This window comes from Treponema sp. JC4 (assembly GCF_000260795.1).
Lineage (GTDB): Bacteria > Spirochaetota > Spirochaetia > Treponematales > Treponemataceae > Treponema_D.
Genome location: NZ_AJGU01000027.1, coordinates 1 through 13,088 on the forward strand (window position 1 = coordinate 1; position 13,088 = coordinate 13,088).

14 protein-coding genes and 1 tRNA gene are annotated in these 13,088 nt (G+C 40.4%); 5 read left to right on the forward strand and 10 right to left on the reverse strand.

Annotated features, from left to right (window positions below; genetic code table 11):
* Positions 1–10: 10 nt before the first annotated feature.
* The 4 genes from flgK to csrA are packed head-to-tail and all read left to right on the forward strand — an operon-like array spanning position 11 to position 3,907.
* Positions 11–1,885 carry a flagellar hook-associated protein FlgK gene (gene flgK / locus MSI_RS09960; RefSeq protein ID WP_039924679.1) on the forward strand — a complete coding sequence of 625 codons (1,875 nt, stop codon included), beginning with the start codon at positions 11–13 and terminating at the stop codon, positions 1,883–1,885.
* A gap of 53 nt (positions 1,886–1,938) precedes the next feature.
* Entirely contained in the window at positions 1,939–3,183 is a 1,245-nt protein-coding gene (locus MSI_RS09965) for a flagellar hook-associated protein 3 (RefSeq protein ID WP_009106457.1), read from the forward strand.
* A 26-nt stretch (positions 3,184–3,209) separates the two neighbouring features.
* Positions 3,210–3,653 (forward strand): flagellar assembly protein FliW, encoded by a 444-nt coding sequence (gene fliW, locus MSI_RS09970; protein WP_009106460.1) that lies wholly within the window; start codon positions 3,210–3,212, stop codon positions 3,651–3,653.
* Positions 3,653–3,907 carry a carbon storage regulator CsrA gene (csrA, locus tag MSI_RS09975; protein ID WP_009106461.1) on the forward strand — a complete coding sequence of 85 codons (255 nt, stop codon included), beginning with the start codon at positions 3,653–3,655 and terminating at the stop codon, positions 3,905–3,907. Before fliW ends, csrA begins: the two co-directional genes overlap by 1 nt.
* A 42-nt stretch (positions 3,908–3,949) precedes the next feature.
* On the opposite strand, the gene tsaB is transcribed toward csrA, so the two are convergent.
* The 10 genes from tsaB to MSI_RS10025 all read right to left on the reverse strand — a co-directional run bounded on the left by tsaB (position 3,950) and on the right by MSI_RS10025 (position 12,738).
* Entirely contained in the window at positions 3,950–4,627 is a 678-nt protein-coding gene (gene tsaB / locus MSI_RS09980) for a tRNA (adenosine(37)-N6)-threonylcarbamoyltransferase complex dimerization subunit type 1 TsaB (RefSeq protein ID WP_009106462.1), read from the reverse strand.
* Positions 4,624–5,058, reverse strand: coding sequence for a tRNA (adenosine(37)-N6)-threonylcarbamoyltransferase complex ATPase subunit type 1 TsaE (gene tsaE, locus MSI_RS09985; protein WP_009106463.1), 435 nt, complete (start codon positions 5,056–5,058; stop codon positions 4,624–4,626). The genes tsaB and tsaE overlap by 4 nt, the downstream gene beginning before the upstream one ends.
* A complete protein-coding gene (locus MSI_RS09990; protein ID WP_009106466.1) occupies positions 5,052–5,318 on the reverse strand; it encodes a hypothetical protein in 267 nt (88 codons plus the stop codon). The genes tsaE and MSI_RS09990 overlap by 7 nt, the downstream gene beginning before the upstream one ends.
* Before the next feature lie 84 nt (positions 5,319–5,402).
* Entirely contained in the window at positions 5,403–5,993 is a 591-nt protein-coding gene (locus tag MSI_RS09995) for a hypothetical protein (protein WP_009106468.1), read from the reverse strand.
* A gap of 57 nt (positions 5,994–6,050) precedes the next feature.
* Positions 6,051–8,009 carry a flagellar filament capping protein FliD gene (gene fliD / locus MSI_RS10000; RefSeq protein WP_009106471.1) on the reverse strand — a complete coding sequence of 653 codons (1,959 nt, stop codon included), beginning with the start codon at positions 8,007–8,009 and terminating at the stop codon, positions 6,051–6,053.
* Between the two features lie 23 nt (positions 8,010–8,032).
* A complete protein-coding gene (locus MSI_RS10005) occupies positions 8,033–8,419 on the reverse strand; it encodes a flagellar protein FlaG (protein ID WP_009106473.1) in 387 nt (128 codons plus the stop codon).
* Positions 8,420–8,571: 152 nt separating this feature from the next.
* Positions 8,572–9,420: a flagellin gene (locus tag MSI_RS10010; RefSeq protein WP_009106475.1), complete on the reverse strand. Its 849-nt coding sequence runs from the start codon at positions 9,418–9,420 to the stop codon at positions 8,572–8,574.
* 604 nt (positions 9,421–10,024) lie between these two features.
* A complete protein-coding gene (locus MSI_RS10015) occupies positions 10,025–10,885 on the reverse strand; it encodes a flagellin (protein ID WP_009106478.1) in 861 nt (286 codons plus the stop codon).
* 226 nt (positions 10,886–11,111) lie between these two features.
* Positions 11,112–11,771, reverse strand: coding sequence for an RdgB/HAM1 family non-canonical purine NTP pyrophosphatase (rdgB, locus tag MSI_RS10020; RefSeq protein ID WP_009106480.1), 660 nt, complete (start codon positions 11,769–11,771; stop codon positions 11,112–11,114).
* A gap of 55 nt (positions 11,772–11,826) precedes the next feature.
* Entirely contained in the window at positions 11,827–12,738 is a 912-nt protein-coding gene (locus MSI_RS10025) for a hypothetical protein (protein WP_009106482.1), read from the reverse strand.
* Positions 12,739–12,923: 185 nt separating this feature from the next.
* Here MSI_RS10025 and MSI_RS10030 point away from each other — a divergent pair.
* Positions 12,924–12,996: transfer RNA gene (locus MSI_RS10030), tRNA-Met, on the forward strand.
* The last annotated feature ends 92 nt before the right edge of the window (positions 12,997–13,088 follow it).

Genomic DNA, 13,088 nt, shown 5'->3' on the forward strand with positions numbered 1-13,088 from the left:
GGTAGAAAAAATGGGATCAACTTTTTCTGGAATTGAACTTGGAAAACGCAGCATCATGGCTCACACAGATGCCATCACAACTGCTGGTCACAATATTTCAAATGCAAACACAGAAGGCTATTCTCGTCAGCGTGTTCAGATGAAGGAGTTTGATCCTCTCTATAAACCTGACCTTGAACGCGCAGAACGCGCCGGAATGATTGGTCAGGGTATTGATACTCAGAGCATCAACCGAATCCGTGATGAACTTCTGGACGGACGCATTGTTGCTCAGGCAAATCAGGAAAGTTACTGGCAGACAAGAAGTGATTATTACACAATGCTGGAACAGATTTATAACGAGCCGGTAGATATTTCTATCCGTTCTAATATGGATAAATTCTGGGAAAGCTGGCAGGAACTCAGCATGAATCCTGAAAGTCAGGCTGCCCGCCAGGCTGTTGTTACCCGCGGTGTTACTTTGACAGATTCAATTAAAAACCGCTGGGAAGGTTTGAGTGGTGTTGCAAATATTATTGACGGCGATATTGAAGCTACAATGCGCCAGGTAAACTCAATTACTGCTCAGATTGCAGAGGTAAACGGAGAAATCGTTCGTTCAAAGGCAATGGGAGATAATCCAAATGATCTGCTTGACCGCCGAGATCTTCTTGTAGATAAACTCAGCCAGCTTATCAATGTAACTACAGACCGCCGCGATTCAGATGAGTTTGAAGTTCACGTAGACGGAAAAATTCTTGTTCAGGGTAGCGTTGCCCGCGAATTTGCCCTTGCTCCAAAATTTGATGATACCGGCTATTCAAAATTAATCTGGGCAGATACCGGAAGCGATGCTCATTTTTCCGGCGGAAAACTTGGTGCTCTTGTAGAACTTCGTGATGTCGATATCCGTAAGGAAATTCAGAGCCTTAACACAATGACAATGAACTTTTCTGACCTTGTAAACGACGTTCACCGCAATGCAGTTGGCGCAAACAAGGTAACTGGCCTTGATTTCTTTGTTCAGCACTCTTTTGTAGAAAATGCAAACGGTAATTTTGACCGTGATGGCGACGGAGAACTTGATACATCATATATCTTCCGCTTTACAGGAAACAATGCCCTTGATTTACAGCAGCAGGTTGGTTTTGAAGGAGTTATGAAGCTTTCCGGTGCAAACGGCGATGTAGAAATTCCTTACTATCACACAGATACTGTAGAAACTGTAATTGCCCGAATTAATGACAGTACAAGTGAAGTTAAGGCTTACCTTGATAAAAATAATCACCTTGTTCTTAAGGGAACAACAGCCCTTCACGAAGAAAATCCTGATTTTGTAATCCGCCACGTAGAAGATTCTGGCTACTTCCTTGCAGGTTATGCCGGAATTTTGCGCGGAGCAGGAGAGGCTTCTGCTTATGATTTTGCTCAGGCTGATGCTGTTATGGCACTTGCCGATGGAAGTCAGTATGCAGTAAGTCCTGTTTATAATCCTTCTGCCTACGTAGAAGTTAATCCTGCAATCAGAAACGACGTTATGTCTGTGGCTGCCGGATATAAAGACGGTAATTCAGGGGTTGCAACAGGTGACGGCCGTGCTGCAGTAGAAATTGCCGCTATCCGTAACAGCCAGGTAATGGTTGGCGGCCTTAAAACCTTTGATGATTACTTTGCTGATGCCGTAACAAATGTTGGTCTTATGGGCGAGCAGGCAGAAATGAATCTTATGAGCCAGAATTCCATTATGGATGACCTTAGAGGTCTTAGAGATTCAATCAGCGGTGTAAATATTGATGAAGAACTTGCAGATATTTTGAAGTTCCAGCACGGATACAATGCTGCTGCAAAGTTTATAACAGTCTGGGATAACCTGGTGGATACAGTAATCAACCGATTGGGTGTGTAAATAGATTGTCGGGTCAAGCCCGACAATGACAGATATTAGGAAAGGAGCATAAAGTGCACAGAATCAGCAGTCAGATGAATAATAATAATACTCAGAGCAATTTGCGCATTCAGGAGCACAGACTTAACCGCGCAAATAATCAGCTTGGAAGCCAGCAGAAAATCCAGCAGCTTCGTGATGATCCGATTGCTGCAGGACATCTTGTGCGCTATCAGTCTTACCTTAACCGCGTAAATACTTTTGAAAAAAATGCTGCAACTCTGAGTGACTCTTTTAATCTTCGCGAAACTTATATGACAGATTCTCTGGAAATCATGCAGAGAGTGCGCGAGCTTGCCGTAACTGGTGCAAACGGCATCTACACAAAAGATGACCTTAAAAATATGGCAACCGAAGTTGATGAGCTTTTGAAGCAGCTTATTCAGAATGCCAATGCCGTATCTTCTGACGGAAACTCAATTTTTGCAGGAACAAATACTAAGGCAACTGCCTTTGAAGTTGATATGGGAAACGTTGAAGGTTCCGGCAGTGCTTTGATTCAGAATGTTCGCTATAACGGAAACATTCAGGTAAATAAAATCGAAGTTGATGAAGGAAAATACCTTGATAACGATAATGCCGGCGTAAGAACCTTCTGGGCAGAAAATCAGCAGGTTTTTGGTGGCCGCGACGGTTCTCAGTGGCAGGCAAACAGCGATTCTATTATCAGCGTTGATGGCGTTCAGATTAAAATCAATCAGGGCGACAATATTTACGCCGTTGTTGGAAAAATCAACGAAAGTAATGCGGCTGTAAAGGCTAGTGTAGACCCTGTACGTAACAGTCTTAATCTTACAACAACTGATGCACGTCAGCTCTGGCTTGAAGATATTGAAGGAAATGCTTTGAACGAACTTGGAATTATCAAGGATTCTTCTCAGCGACCTCCATATAATCTTGGTGACAGCACCCGTGTAAGCGGCGGTTCCCTTTTTGATACTGTAATTGCCTTCAGAAATGCCCTTCTTGCCGGCGACAGCGAATCAATCGGCGGACGAGTTCTAGGAAGCCTTGATCAGGGAATCGGAAATCTTGTAACCCGCATTGCAAAAAACGGTTCTGAATACGAGCGTGCCCAGCTTAACATCACCCGTAACTCAAAGCTTGCCCTTGATGTTAACGGTCAGATCAGCCGCGAAGGTGACCTCGACTTCACAAAAGCCATCACCGACCTCAAAATGCTCGACTACACAAATCAGGCAACCCTTAGTCAGGCTGGCAAAATGTACAGTTCAACATTGCTCAACTATATGAGATAGAATATAAGTAAACAAAGGATGAATTTATGGAAGTTCTAACAAGAGAAAAAGGCAAAGTGGATGTTGCCGCCGAAAATCTTCTGACAATACCGGAAGGTTTATTTGGTTTTGAAATGTATTCAAAATACGCGCTTATTGATTCTGAATACATGCCCTTTATATGGCTGCAGTCTTGCGAGGATTCAAATCTTGCATTTTTGATTGTAGATCCTTTCAGAATCTGTGCTGACTACGAAGCAGACATTGATGATGAAACTCTTGCAAAAATCGGAATTGAAAAACCGGAAGATATTATCATAATGGCGATTGTTACTGTTCCAAGTAATGGAGCCCCTATTACTGCCAACCTTCAGGGACCTCTGGTAATCAACAAAAAGAACCAGAAGTGCATGCAGGTTGTTTTGAACGATAATCGCTGGAGCACAAAGTTTGACATCATGAAGGCTCTTGAGCAAAAAGGAGAACGATAATGTTAATCCTTTCAAGAAAAATTGATGAAAAAATTAAAATCGGCGATAACATCACAATTACTTTGATTGACGTTCACGGAGATCAGGTAAAGATTGGTGTTGAAGCTCCAAAAAATGTAAAGGTTTTCCGCCAGGAAGTTTTTGACGCTATTCAGAGCGAAAATAAAGTTGCTGCTGTGGAAAGTAAATCTGCCAACGAAGAAAAATCAGCAATTGCTGCTGTCAGCGCGCTTTCTAAATTGCTGGGAAAATAAAAAAAAGGCACAGTTTTGACCGTGCCTTAATTGTTTAACAAATTAACTTCGTTCCTGTAATTTTACTTCTGCTTCGCTTGCGCGCAGGTAAACAGGACCGTCGTAATCTGCAAGAGGCTTTTCGCCGTCTGCAATCATTTTTTCTGTAATCTGGAACATGCTTTCTGCACTTAAAGCCTGGGCTTTAGGAGAGAAAACTTTTGCCTTTAAGCCGTTTTCTGAAAGCAGCTTAAGGAAAACTTTATTATCTGTTCCACAGACAAAAATCTTTTCAAATTGATTTGCCTTTTCAACAATTGCAGCAAGTTCATAATCTCCGTCAGGAAGAATTTCTTTTCCACCGGCTGTAAGGTTTGCATAAAATCTGTCTTTTTTTGCATCAATTCCGCAGAGAACCGGAAGATCTGCTTCCAGATATGGCCATGCGTGAATTTTTAGAGAAGAAATTGCGTAAAGGGGAGTTCCGTTAGCAAGGGTCAGCGCCTTCAAAACAGAAAAACCAAGACGAAGGCCTGTAAAGCTTCCAGGGCCGCCTGTAACGCAGGTGTAGTCTAATTCTTTTGCAGTGATTCCCACTTTTTCCAGCACGTAATCAACTGCATTTACGATTGTTTCTGACTGCTTCATGCCGATGTCATAAACTGCGGCACACATATTGTCATCATTTTTTGCAGCCACAATAAGTCTTGTAACTGCACAGTCTATAGCCAGAGCTTTCATTTAATGTCTCCGTTATTCCAGTTTTCGATTGTGATAGTTCTCTCGTCCCCGTTGCCCGGAGTGATTTTTAATAGAATTGTCTTTTTAGGAAGTTCGTCCATGATTTTTTCGCTCCATTCGATGATGGAAACACCGTTTCCATAAATCATGTCGTCTGTTCCCAGGTTGATAAAATCCTCTGAACCTTCAAGACGATAAACGTCCATGTGATAAAGAGGCATTTTTCCTGAGTATTCGCTTATCAGACAGAAAGTAGGGCTTGTAATTGTGTCTGATACGCCCAGGGCCTTTGCAATTCCTTTAGTGATTGTTGTTTTTCCTGCCGCAAGAGTACCCTGCATGGCAATAACGTCACCTTTTTTCAAAAGTGAGCCGATTTTTTCGCCAAGAGCGATAGTCTCGTCAGCCGAGTGAGTTGTAAATGTTAACATTGAGGGAGTCTGCCTTCCAGTTCTTCTGTTAAAATAAATTCATTAAGCGCTTTTTTTACAGGCAAAAGAGGATAGTTAATGGGCTTAGTAAATGTAATCTGGATGATTCGCTTACCCATTGGATTTACTTCAATTGTAAATAAAATCCCGGCGGTTTCGGTTGCAGTTGGCAGTTCAATTACTGCATCGCACGTATATTTACGCAGATAAAAAATCTGACCTTCTTCACGCTGTAGATTTTGTAATTCAAGCACCTTCATCGTTCTATCATTCTACTCCAAAAAGTTACTATTCACAAGTTTAAATACAATTTTGTTATATTTTCTACTTTTTAAACGTAGTGATTAGAAATGCAATGCCTGAGAAATTGCTGCCAGTCGAGGACAGATTTCGTATTCAGACAAATCTCCAATAAGGACAGTATCATTATTTTGCAGAGCCTGCTCAAAATCAAGTAAAATCTGTGAAAAATCTGCAAAAAATTCCTTAAAATTCATGCCGTTAATAGTAATTTCCTTAAAAGTGTCAGGGAAAAGTGAAGCAAGAGTTGCAACATGGCAGAATTCATCTATATTATCAGCAAGTTTTTTAATTGATTCTATAACTTCTGCGTTTTGTCCGTTCTGAAGTGCCAGAGGAACTCCTTCCATTTTTTCAGAAAGGTTTGTAAAAAGAACCGAAAGATTTTCAAAAGATTCCTGAATAGAACCCTTTGTTACTACTGAAAATTCAAATTTTGTATTTTTCCCAAGTTCTTTTGCTGCTTCCTGGTCAAAAATATCAGCTGTAATCTGTTTTCCGTCTACAGTAATTCCAATTACAGCAGCTTCGTTTTCTTCACATGTTTTTTCAAATGACTTAAGAACATCTCCAACAGTCTCTTCGTCTTCAATCTGAACTTCAACATTCTGTCCGTTAATATAAAATTCAACCATATTTGTCCTCTTTCGTTATTTAATAATCGGCAGGATTTGTGAATTGGTGAATAAAAATTATCTGTTTCTATTCTGCTGGTTTGTAAAGTTATTTATAGAATTCTGCTGGCTTTCAAGGCTGTTAAGAGAACCTTCCATCTGACCATATTTATTGCGTAAATCTGCTTCTTTTTTATCCATCTGAATTTCAAGTCTGGCGATTTTCTGTTCAGAACTTTTGATTTTTGAATCAAGCCCACTGGTTTTCATTGAAAGAATTCCGCCTGTCTGGGTGTAGGCTGCAATCTGCTTGTCCAGCTGAACTCCGATTCCCCTGTCCGAAACTAAATCTCCATCCGAATCGTAACCGAATAAGAGTCTTATATCTTCAAGGTGATTTTCTATTGCCTGATCAAGTTTTTTTTCGTCAATTTCAAGATAGCCGCGCAGTCTGCTCTGAGAATAGCTGCCATTACCGCCACTTGCATTTGTGCTGATTCCAATCTGATTAAGCATTGTGATTTTTGCCTGATCTGAAGGCTGATAGCCTGCATTCAGAATGTTAGACATATTTGACTTTATTGTAGGAAGAGTAAAATCTGTCTGAAACATACCAAGCTTTTTCATTTCAGTTTCTCGTTCATCAGAAGTAAGATAATCAAGTTCCTGAATTATTTCCTCTTTATTCTGAGAAAGAATATTGATTTCTGCAACCGTGCGGTTATACTGACCTACAAACTGAATTAAAGCGTCTTTTGAAGCTTCTTTATCCGGTTTTACAGTGATTGTCGCGGTTTTGTCCGTTTTATCGTGCAGGTGAAGAGTAATTTCCGGCACAATGTCGTCTATATCGTTTGTCGGGCGGCTGATTTTAATTCCTTCATATTTTACAATTGCATCATCCGCCTCAGAAACTGGATTTTTCGGCTGATAGCCCAGTTTTTTACCGCCGTCGTAAGATGAAAATGCCGAAGTATCAAGCTGTTTTCCTGTATTTCCGTTTTTAATTCTGATGGCGGTAATTCCGTCATAATCTTTGAGGGCAAAGTCTACAAGGGTGTCTTCCTTAAAAAGTCCCGGAGTTTCTATAAGTTTTTCAGAGCCGTCTTCCATAAGGGCAAAAACTACGTTCTCTGTAGAAACCTTCTGTTTTGGTTCCGGCATTTTTTCTGAGCTTTCTGAATCTGAATCAAGGTTTGTGATTGTAATTCCGCCGAATTCTGCAGAACCGGAACTCTGTAAATCCGGTGTACCAGGAATCGTTTTATTGTAGGCATCAGCAACGTCTTCTGTATCTGTTGCAATCAAAGAAAAGGTGATGTGGGTATTTTTAAGCGAGCGTATATCAGCGGGGATTTCTACCTCAATTGAATTTTCCGGGAGCAGGGTAGAATCTTCGTAAAATTCATTTCCCTTTGCCTTTGCAGGCTCTATCATACCTGAACTCAAGGCAAATTCCTTTGCATTCCCTATGAATTCAAGTCTGTTCTCAGCCCCTGTAACCAGAGATTCAATCATTAAAGCTGATTTTCCCGTACTTCCGCCGATTATCATTGATTTTACGATTCCGTTTGAGCGGCGGTTGATAGCATTAGAAAAATCTTTTAAAGTTCCGCCCTTCCAGTTCAAGTTCAGCTGTTTTTCGCCAACTTTATAGGTATAAGTTCCGGACGGCACTTTAAAATCTTTTTCCATCTCATCAGACATAAATCTGTCTGCGGTGGCTGGCTGCAGAACGTCAATTTTAAAAGACTGAATGTCAGCACTTCGGGTTGCTTCTGCACTTACAGCGCTTTCCTGAGAGGATTCTGTTATTTTGTTGTTAAAAGGATTTTCAAAAGAATAGAGTGCTTTTGTTTTTTCTCGTAGTGAGGAGAGTTGAGAATTCATGTCTCTCCAGGCGTCTTTCTGGGCTTTTAGTCCGTCAAGCTGAGTTTTTTCCCGGTTTAAAGGAATCCTCTCAACCTGCATCAGTTTTTCTATAGTTTCATTTGTCTTGTACTGATCTGTGACGCCTGGAATATTGAGTCCAGCCATAAATCTTTCCGTTCAGAACTAAATCAGATTACTTCGTCAAAAATATTACCGATAGCTTTTCTGATTCTAAGCTTCAGATTTTGAATCTCTTCCGACGGAATCTGCTTTATAACTTTGTCTGTGCTTGCATCTACAATAGAAACAATAACACTGCCCAATTCTTTGTTTACACTGAACTGCAATTTATTATCAGAAATTAATTCTGAAAGCTTCTGCAGCTGCTGTGAAACTTCTTTTGTCTGTGCGGCAGACTGTTCCATGTTCTGAACAACCTGTGCTCCTGTTGGTGCAATGGATTGCGTTTGTACCTGCTGATCTTTGCTGGTATTCACACTTTTTACATTGTTTTTATAGAGAGTCTGGCCATCCATTGCCATCTGAACCATGGAACTGTTTGTAATAGTGTTCATAGTTCACCTCCTGTATATAAGGGTAATATATCAAGAATACTTTCCTGAAAAATCCCACCCTGATATTTCCAAAAAAAAAGCAGGAGAGGGGCGCAACCCCTCCTGTTAGAAATTATTTCAAAAAGACGACATCCAGTTGTCTCTTTGAAAACTTACTGCAAAAGTCCAAGAACAGTCTGTGTCTGTGAGTTAGACTGTGCGAGCATTGCTGTACCAGCTTGTGTGAGAATCTGGTTCTTAGTAAACTCAACCATTTCGTTAGCCATATCTGTATCGCGGATGCGGCTTTCTGCAGACTGAGTATTTTCTGCGGCAATGTCTACACCTTTTGCAGCCATCTCAAATCTGTTCTGGTATGCACCAAGATCTGCTCTCTGTTTTGTTACTGTTGTTAAAGCAGCATCAACAGCAGCAAGAGTCATGTTTGCATCCTCTGGAGTTGAGATTGTGATCTGTTCATCGCCACCCTGCATACCCTTCAAACCGAGTGAAGTAGCTGTCATAGTACCGATGAAAACACGTGTGTTCTGGTCAACGTTAGCACCGATCTGGAACTGCATTACTGACTGTCCTTCCTGTGCAAATCGTCCTGTCAACATATTCATACCGTTGAACTGAGCCTGACTAGCAATGCGGTCAACTTCAGCAACGAGCTGTGATACTTCTACCTGAATCTGCATACGATCTTCATCGCTGTAGATACCGTTAGCTGACTGTACTGCAAGCTCGCGAACACGCTGAAGAATGTCTGTTGTTTCTGTCAAGTAACCCTCAGTTGTCTGAATGAATGAAACACCATTCTCAATGTTGCGGCTAGCCTGGTTAAGTCCGCGAATCTGGCTTCTCATTTTTTCTGATACTGCCAAACCTGAAGCATCGTCACCGGCGCGATTGATGCGTTCACCAGAAGAAAGTTTCTCCATGTTCTTCATGATTGAATCATTAGAAATGTTCAATACACGATCAGCATAGAGCGAACTCATATTGTGATTAATAATCATAGTTGTGCCCTCCATGTTTACTTATACATAAAGCATCTTGCTTTACGCCTGCAGGCGAAGGCTGAGTTAGTTCTGCGCCCCTAACTCAGTTTCAGACCTATTACAGCAGGAATGGTCAGAATAAATAGGCGTTTAATCTGACCGTTCTTGCTGTCACCTGCCAGGGCAGGGAAGGCACTATGTCAAAAATCTTCGGTATATCTGAAAATATACTCTCGTTATAGTCTATTACTATAATACTACTATTTGGTGTTTTTGGGGAGTAAAAAATTTAGAAAATTACTGAAACACCGTGCAGTTAAAGAACAGCCTGTTTTGACTGTTCTTTAACATATTTAGTATAACTCACAATCTAAGTAAAGACAACCTTTACTTAAAAGAACTATCTCAACAAGCTGAGAACGTTCTGACTCTGAGAGTTAGCCTGAGCCAGCATTGGTCGCAGCAGAGCTGCTAGCAATGCTTTATAAGGCAACAATCCTATTTGTCAGACTATCTCAACAAGCTCAGTACATTCTGACTCTGAGAGTTGGCCTGTGCCAGCATTGGTCGCAAGCAAGCTTGCTTAGCAATGCTGCTTATGACTTAACCCCTACTTGCCAGACTATCTCAACAAGCTGAGTACGTTCTGGCTCTGGCTGTTTGCCTGTGCCAGCATTGCAGTACCTGCCTGCTGGAGTACAGAGTTCTTTGTGAATTCAACCATCTGGCTTGCCATGTCTGTATCACGGATGCGTGATTCAGAAGCCTGTGTATTTTCAGCTGCAATATCCAAGCCTCTTACAGTCATTTCAAGACGGTTCTGATAAGCACCAAGGTCAGCACGCTGTTTGTTGATCTTCTTAAGTGCTTCATCTACTGTTCCAATAGCACGGTTGGCATCTTCCGGTGTGGCAAGTGTAATTTTTTCACCAGTTCCGAGTTCGCGAACTCCAAGAGCATCAGAAGTCATAGTTCCGATGTAAACCTGTACACGCTGATCCATGTTAGCACCAATGTGGAACCACATAGAAGCTGTAACTGTGTTTTCTCCCATAGCCTGTGCGAAACGGCCTGTAAGCATGTTCATGCCGTTGAACTGAGCAGAACTTGCAATACGATCAACTTCAGAAACGAGAGCAGAAATTTCTACCTGAATCTGCATGCGGTCTTCAGAAGAGTAGATACCGTTTGAAGACTGAACAGCAAGTTCACGGATACGCTGCATGATGTCTGTTGTTTCCTGCAAATAGCCTTCAGTTGTCTGAATAAAGCTGATGCCGTTCAAAGCATTCTTAGAAGCCTGATTCAAACCTCTGATCTGGCTGCGCATCTTTTCAGATACTGCAAGACCTGAAGCATCATCACCTGCACGATTGATTCTTTCTCCTGATGAGAGTTTCTCCATGTCTTTTGTGAAACTTACACCAGTAACTCCGAGCTGACGGTTGGCAAACATTGCCGACATGTTGTGGTTGATAACCATAGTATTCCTCCTTGGAATGTTGTGGCAGAAGAATCCTTTCTTCTGTAAAAAAGACGCAAAAATGCGTAAATGTTCTTACAAGGCTACATCTACACATTTTTGCCGAACTGTTTGGCCTTTGCTTCTACGAAGTCGGAAAACCATAACACTTCTTATATATAATCGGAGGACTGGTTCTGAATCTTTAATAAAAATTTCAAAAAAATTAAAAAAAATTTTAAATTTTTTAGATTTTTAGAGATTCAATGATTTTTTTGAGTTGTTTTGTAGCTTTTCCACGATGAGAAATGCCGTTTTTTTCATCTGCAGACAACTGGGCTACGGTTTTATTGAATTCTGGAAGGAAAACAATAGGATCATAACCAAAACCGCCGTCTCCAGCCTGTTTACTTATATCTTCTATTAAAGTTCCTTCAAAGGTTTCCTGACAGACATAAAGACGGTCTGTACCAAGATATAAAACCATTGCGCAGGTGTAGTGACAGCTTCTCTCTCCGTGAAGATATGCCGCCTGTGGAAGTTTTTCTCTTTTTACGGCTTCATTTAGCTGATTAATAAGAAAGACATTCTGTTCTTCCTGACTGATTTTGCTTCCGTCAGGTTTTCCCTTCATAAAATCAGGGCCTGCATAACGGGAAGAATAAATTCCCGGAGCACCGCCCAGCGCATCCACGCAGATTCCTGAATCATCCGCAATAACAGGCTGGTGAACGATATCATACAAAGCCTTTGCCTTAATAAGGCTGTTTTCATAAAAGGTAATTCCCGTCTCTTCAGGATTAAAGTCAATTCCTTCATCAGACGGGATAAGGATTTCATGCTCAGGAAGAAGCTGCTGCATCTCCCGTTTTTTGTTTTTATTTCCGCTAGCTAAGTAAATTTTCATGCTGATATATTAGCGGAAATTAAAATTATAGTCATTGCTGAGAAAGCCCTGACTTTTACAGGTCTTTAAAAAGGTTTTTGTAGTTATCTGCACAGGAAAGATAGTACCTGACCTGCCGTTCACAAATTCCAAGAAGGCTTGCAATAAGAGCATTTGAAGTAACCAGGTGCGAAGTCTGATGTTCCAGCTGATGATTTTTTGTCAGCCAGGCATGAGAATGATGCTGGTATTTCTGCAGCAGTTCTATTTTAGATGGATCAAATCCTTCCTGGAATTGTGAATAGTAATTAATCTGAGTCTGATAGCGGTTTTTATAAAAATATGATTTATTTCTTGATTCAGCCAGCGATTTACGTTTTTCAATCTTATTTTTAAGGCTGTTTTTGCAAAAGCGTCTGCCTTCCATAATTATTGAATAATTCAGCCCCAGACTTTTGCTTATTGAATAAAGACTTTTTTCATCAAAATATAAAACATATTTCAAAATTAAAATTATTAGGACTTTGTCTCTTTTGGAAGTGTAGCCTTGTAAGGCGGAACGAAGATCTTCTACTGAGACCATTTTTCTTGCATAGGGTGGTGTAACATCTGCACAAAGAAGTGGCTTGTATGCTTCATATTTGTTTTTGTTCATAAGGATTTTTTTATATTCTTCATGAATTGTTGTGAACTCATCTATGCTTCTTCTTGCCCTTTTCTTCAGATTTTTACTAATCATTGATGTAACCTGGGAATAGAAATATGGAAAAAAGTTACCTATTGATTTATTGTAGCTGTCAATTACAATTCCGCCTTTTTCAAGGAAGTCCAGAATGATTTCTTCCCTGAAATCTTCATCATACTTGTGAAGTCCGAAGATAGGGTAGTTTCTGAAAATAAATTCAGCCAGATAATTCAGAGCCTGATTTCTACTGATTTTGCCTTTATGCATAAGCTCTGGAAGTTCGTTTAATTCGATTTCTAACATTATTGTTTCCTTATTTTTTCTATTTTTTGGTGCGCACAGCTTATATATAGCAATTTCTATGCCAGAAAAGTGCTTTTGGATTAGTCATATGGAAAAAATTAAAAGAAATCTGCTTTTTTTTGTTAAAATTGAGCTTTTATATATTGACCAAGCAGCCAGAAATCTATATTATTAAACTCACTTACGGCGACCTAGCTCAGTTGGTAGAGCACACGGCTCATATCCGTGATGTCAATGGTTCAATCCCATTGGTCGCTATCCAAGGTCATAAAGATTTTAATCTTTGTGACCTTTTTTTTATGTCTTTTATCTTTTCTGGGATTAAAAAATACAGTTTGATAAGTAAAAAT

What these genes read in the sequence shown, in the direction of transcription:
- flgK (WP_039924679.1), top strand. Translation starts at nt 11, where the DNA reads ATGGGATCAACTTTTTCTGGAATTGAACTTGGAAAACGCAGCATCATG.
- fliW (WP_009106460.1), top strand. Translation starts at nt 3,210, where the DNA reads ATGGAAGTTCTAACAAGAGAAAAAGGCAAAGTGGATGTTGCCGCCGAA.
- csrA (WP_009106461.1), top strand. Translation starts at nt 3,653, where the DNA reads ATGTTAATCCTTTCAAGAAAAATTGATGAAAAAATTAAAATCGGCGAT.
- tsaB (WP_009106462.1), bottom strand. Translation starts at nt 4,627, where the DNA reads ATGAAAGCTCTGGCTATAGACTGTGCAGTTACAAGACTTATTGTGGCT.
- tsaE (WP_009106463.1), bottom strand. Translation starts at nt 5,058, where the DNA reads ATGTTAACATTTACAACTCACTCGGCTGACGAGACTATCGCTCTTGGC.
- MSI_RS09990 (WP_009106466.1), bottom strand. Translation starts at nt 5,318, where the DNA reads ATGAAGGTGCTTGAATTACAAAATCTACAGCGTGAAGAAGGTCAGATT.
- MSI_RS09995 (WP_009106468.1), bottom strand. Translation starts at nt 5,993, where the DNA reads ATGGTTGAATTTTATATTAACGGACAGAATGTTGAAGTTCAGATTGAA.
- fliD (WP_009106471.1), bottom strand. Translation starts at nt 8,009, where the DNA reads ATGGCTGGACTCAATATTCCAGGCGTCACAGATCAGTACAAGACAAAT.
- MSI_RS10005 (WP_009106473.1), bottom strand. Translation starts at nt 8,419, where the DNA reads ATGAACACTATTACAAACAGTTCCATGGTTCAGATGGCAATGGATGGC.
- MSI_RS10010 (WP_009106475.1), bottom strand. Translation starts at nt 9,420, where the DNA reads ATGATTATTAATCACAATATGAGTTCGCTCTATGCTGATCGTGTATTG.
- MSI_RS10015 (WP_009106478.1), bottom strand. Translation starts at nt 10,885, where the DNA reads ATGGTTATCAACCACAACATGTCGGCAATGTTTGCCAACCGTCAGCTC.
- rdgB (WP_009106480.1), bottom strand. Translation starts at nt 11,771, where the DNA reads ATGAAAATTTACTTAGCTAGCGGAAATAAAAACAAAAAACGGGAGATG.
- MSI_RS10025 (WP_009106482.1), bottom strand. Translation starts at nt 12,738, where the DNA reads ATGTTAGAAATCGAATTAAACGAACTTCCAGAGCTTATGCATAAAGGC.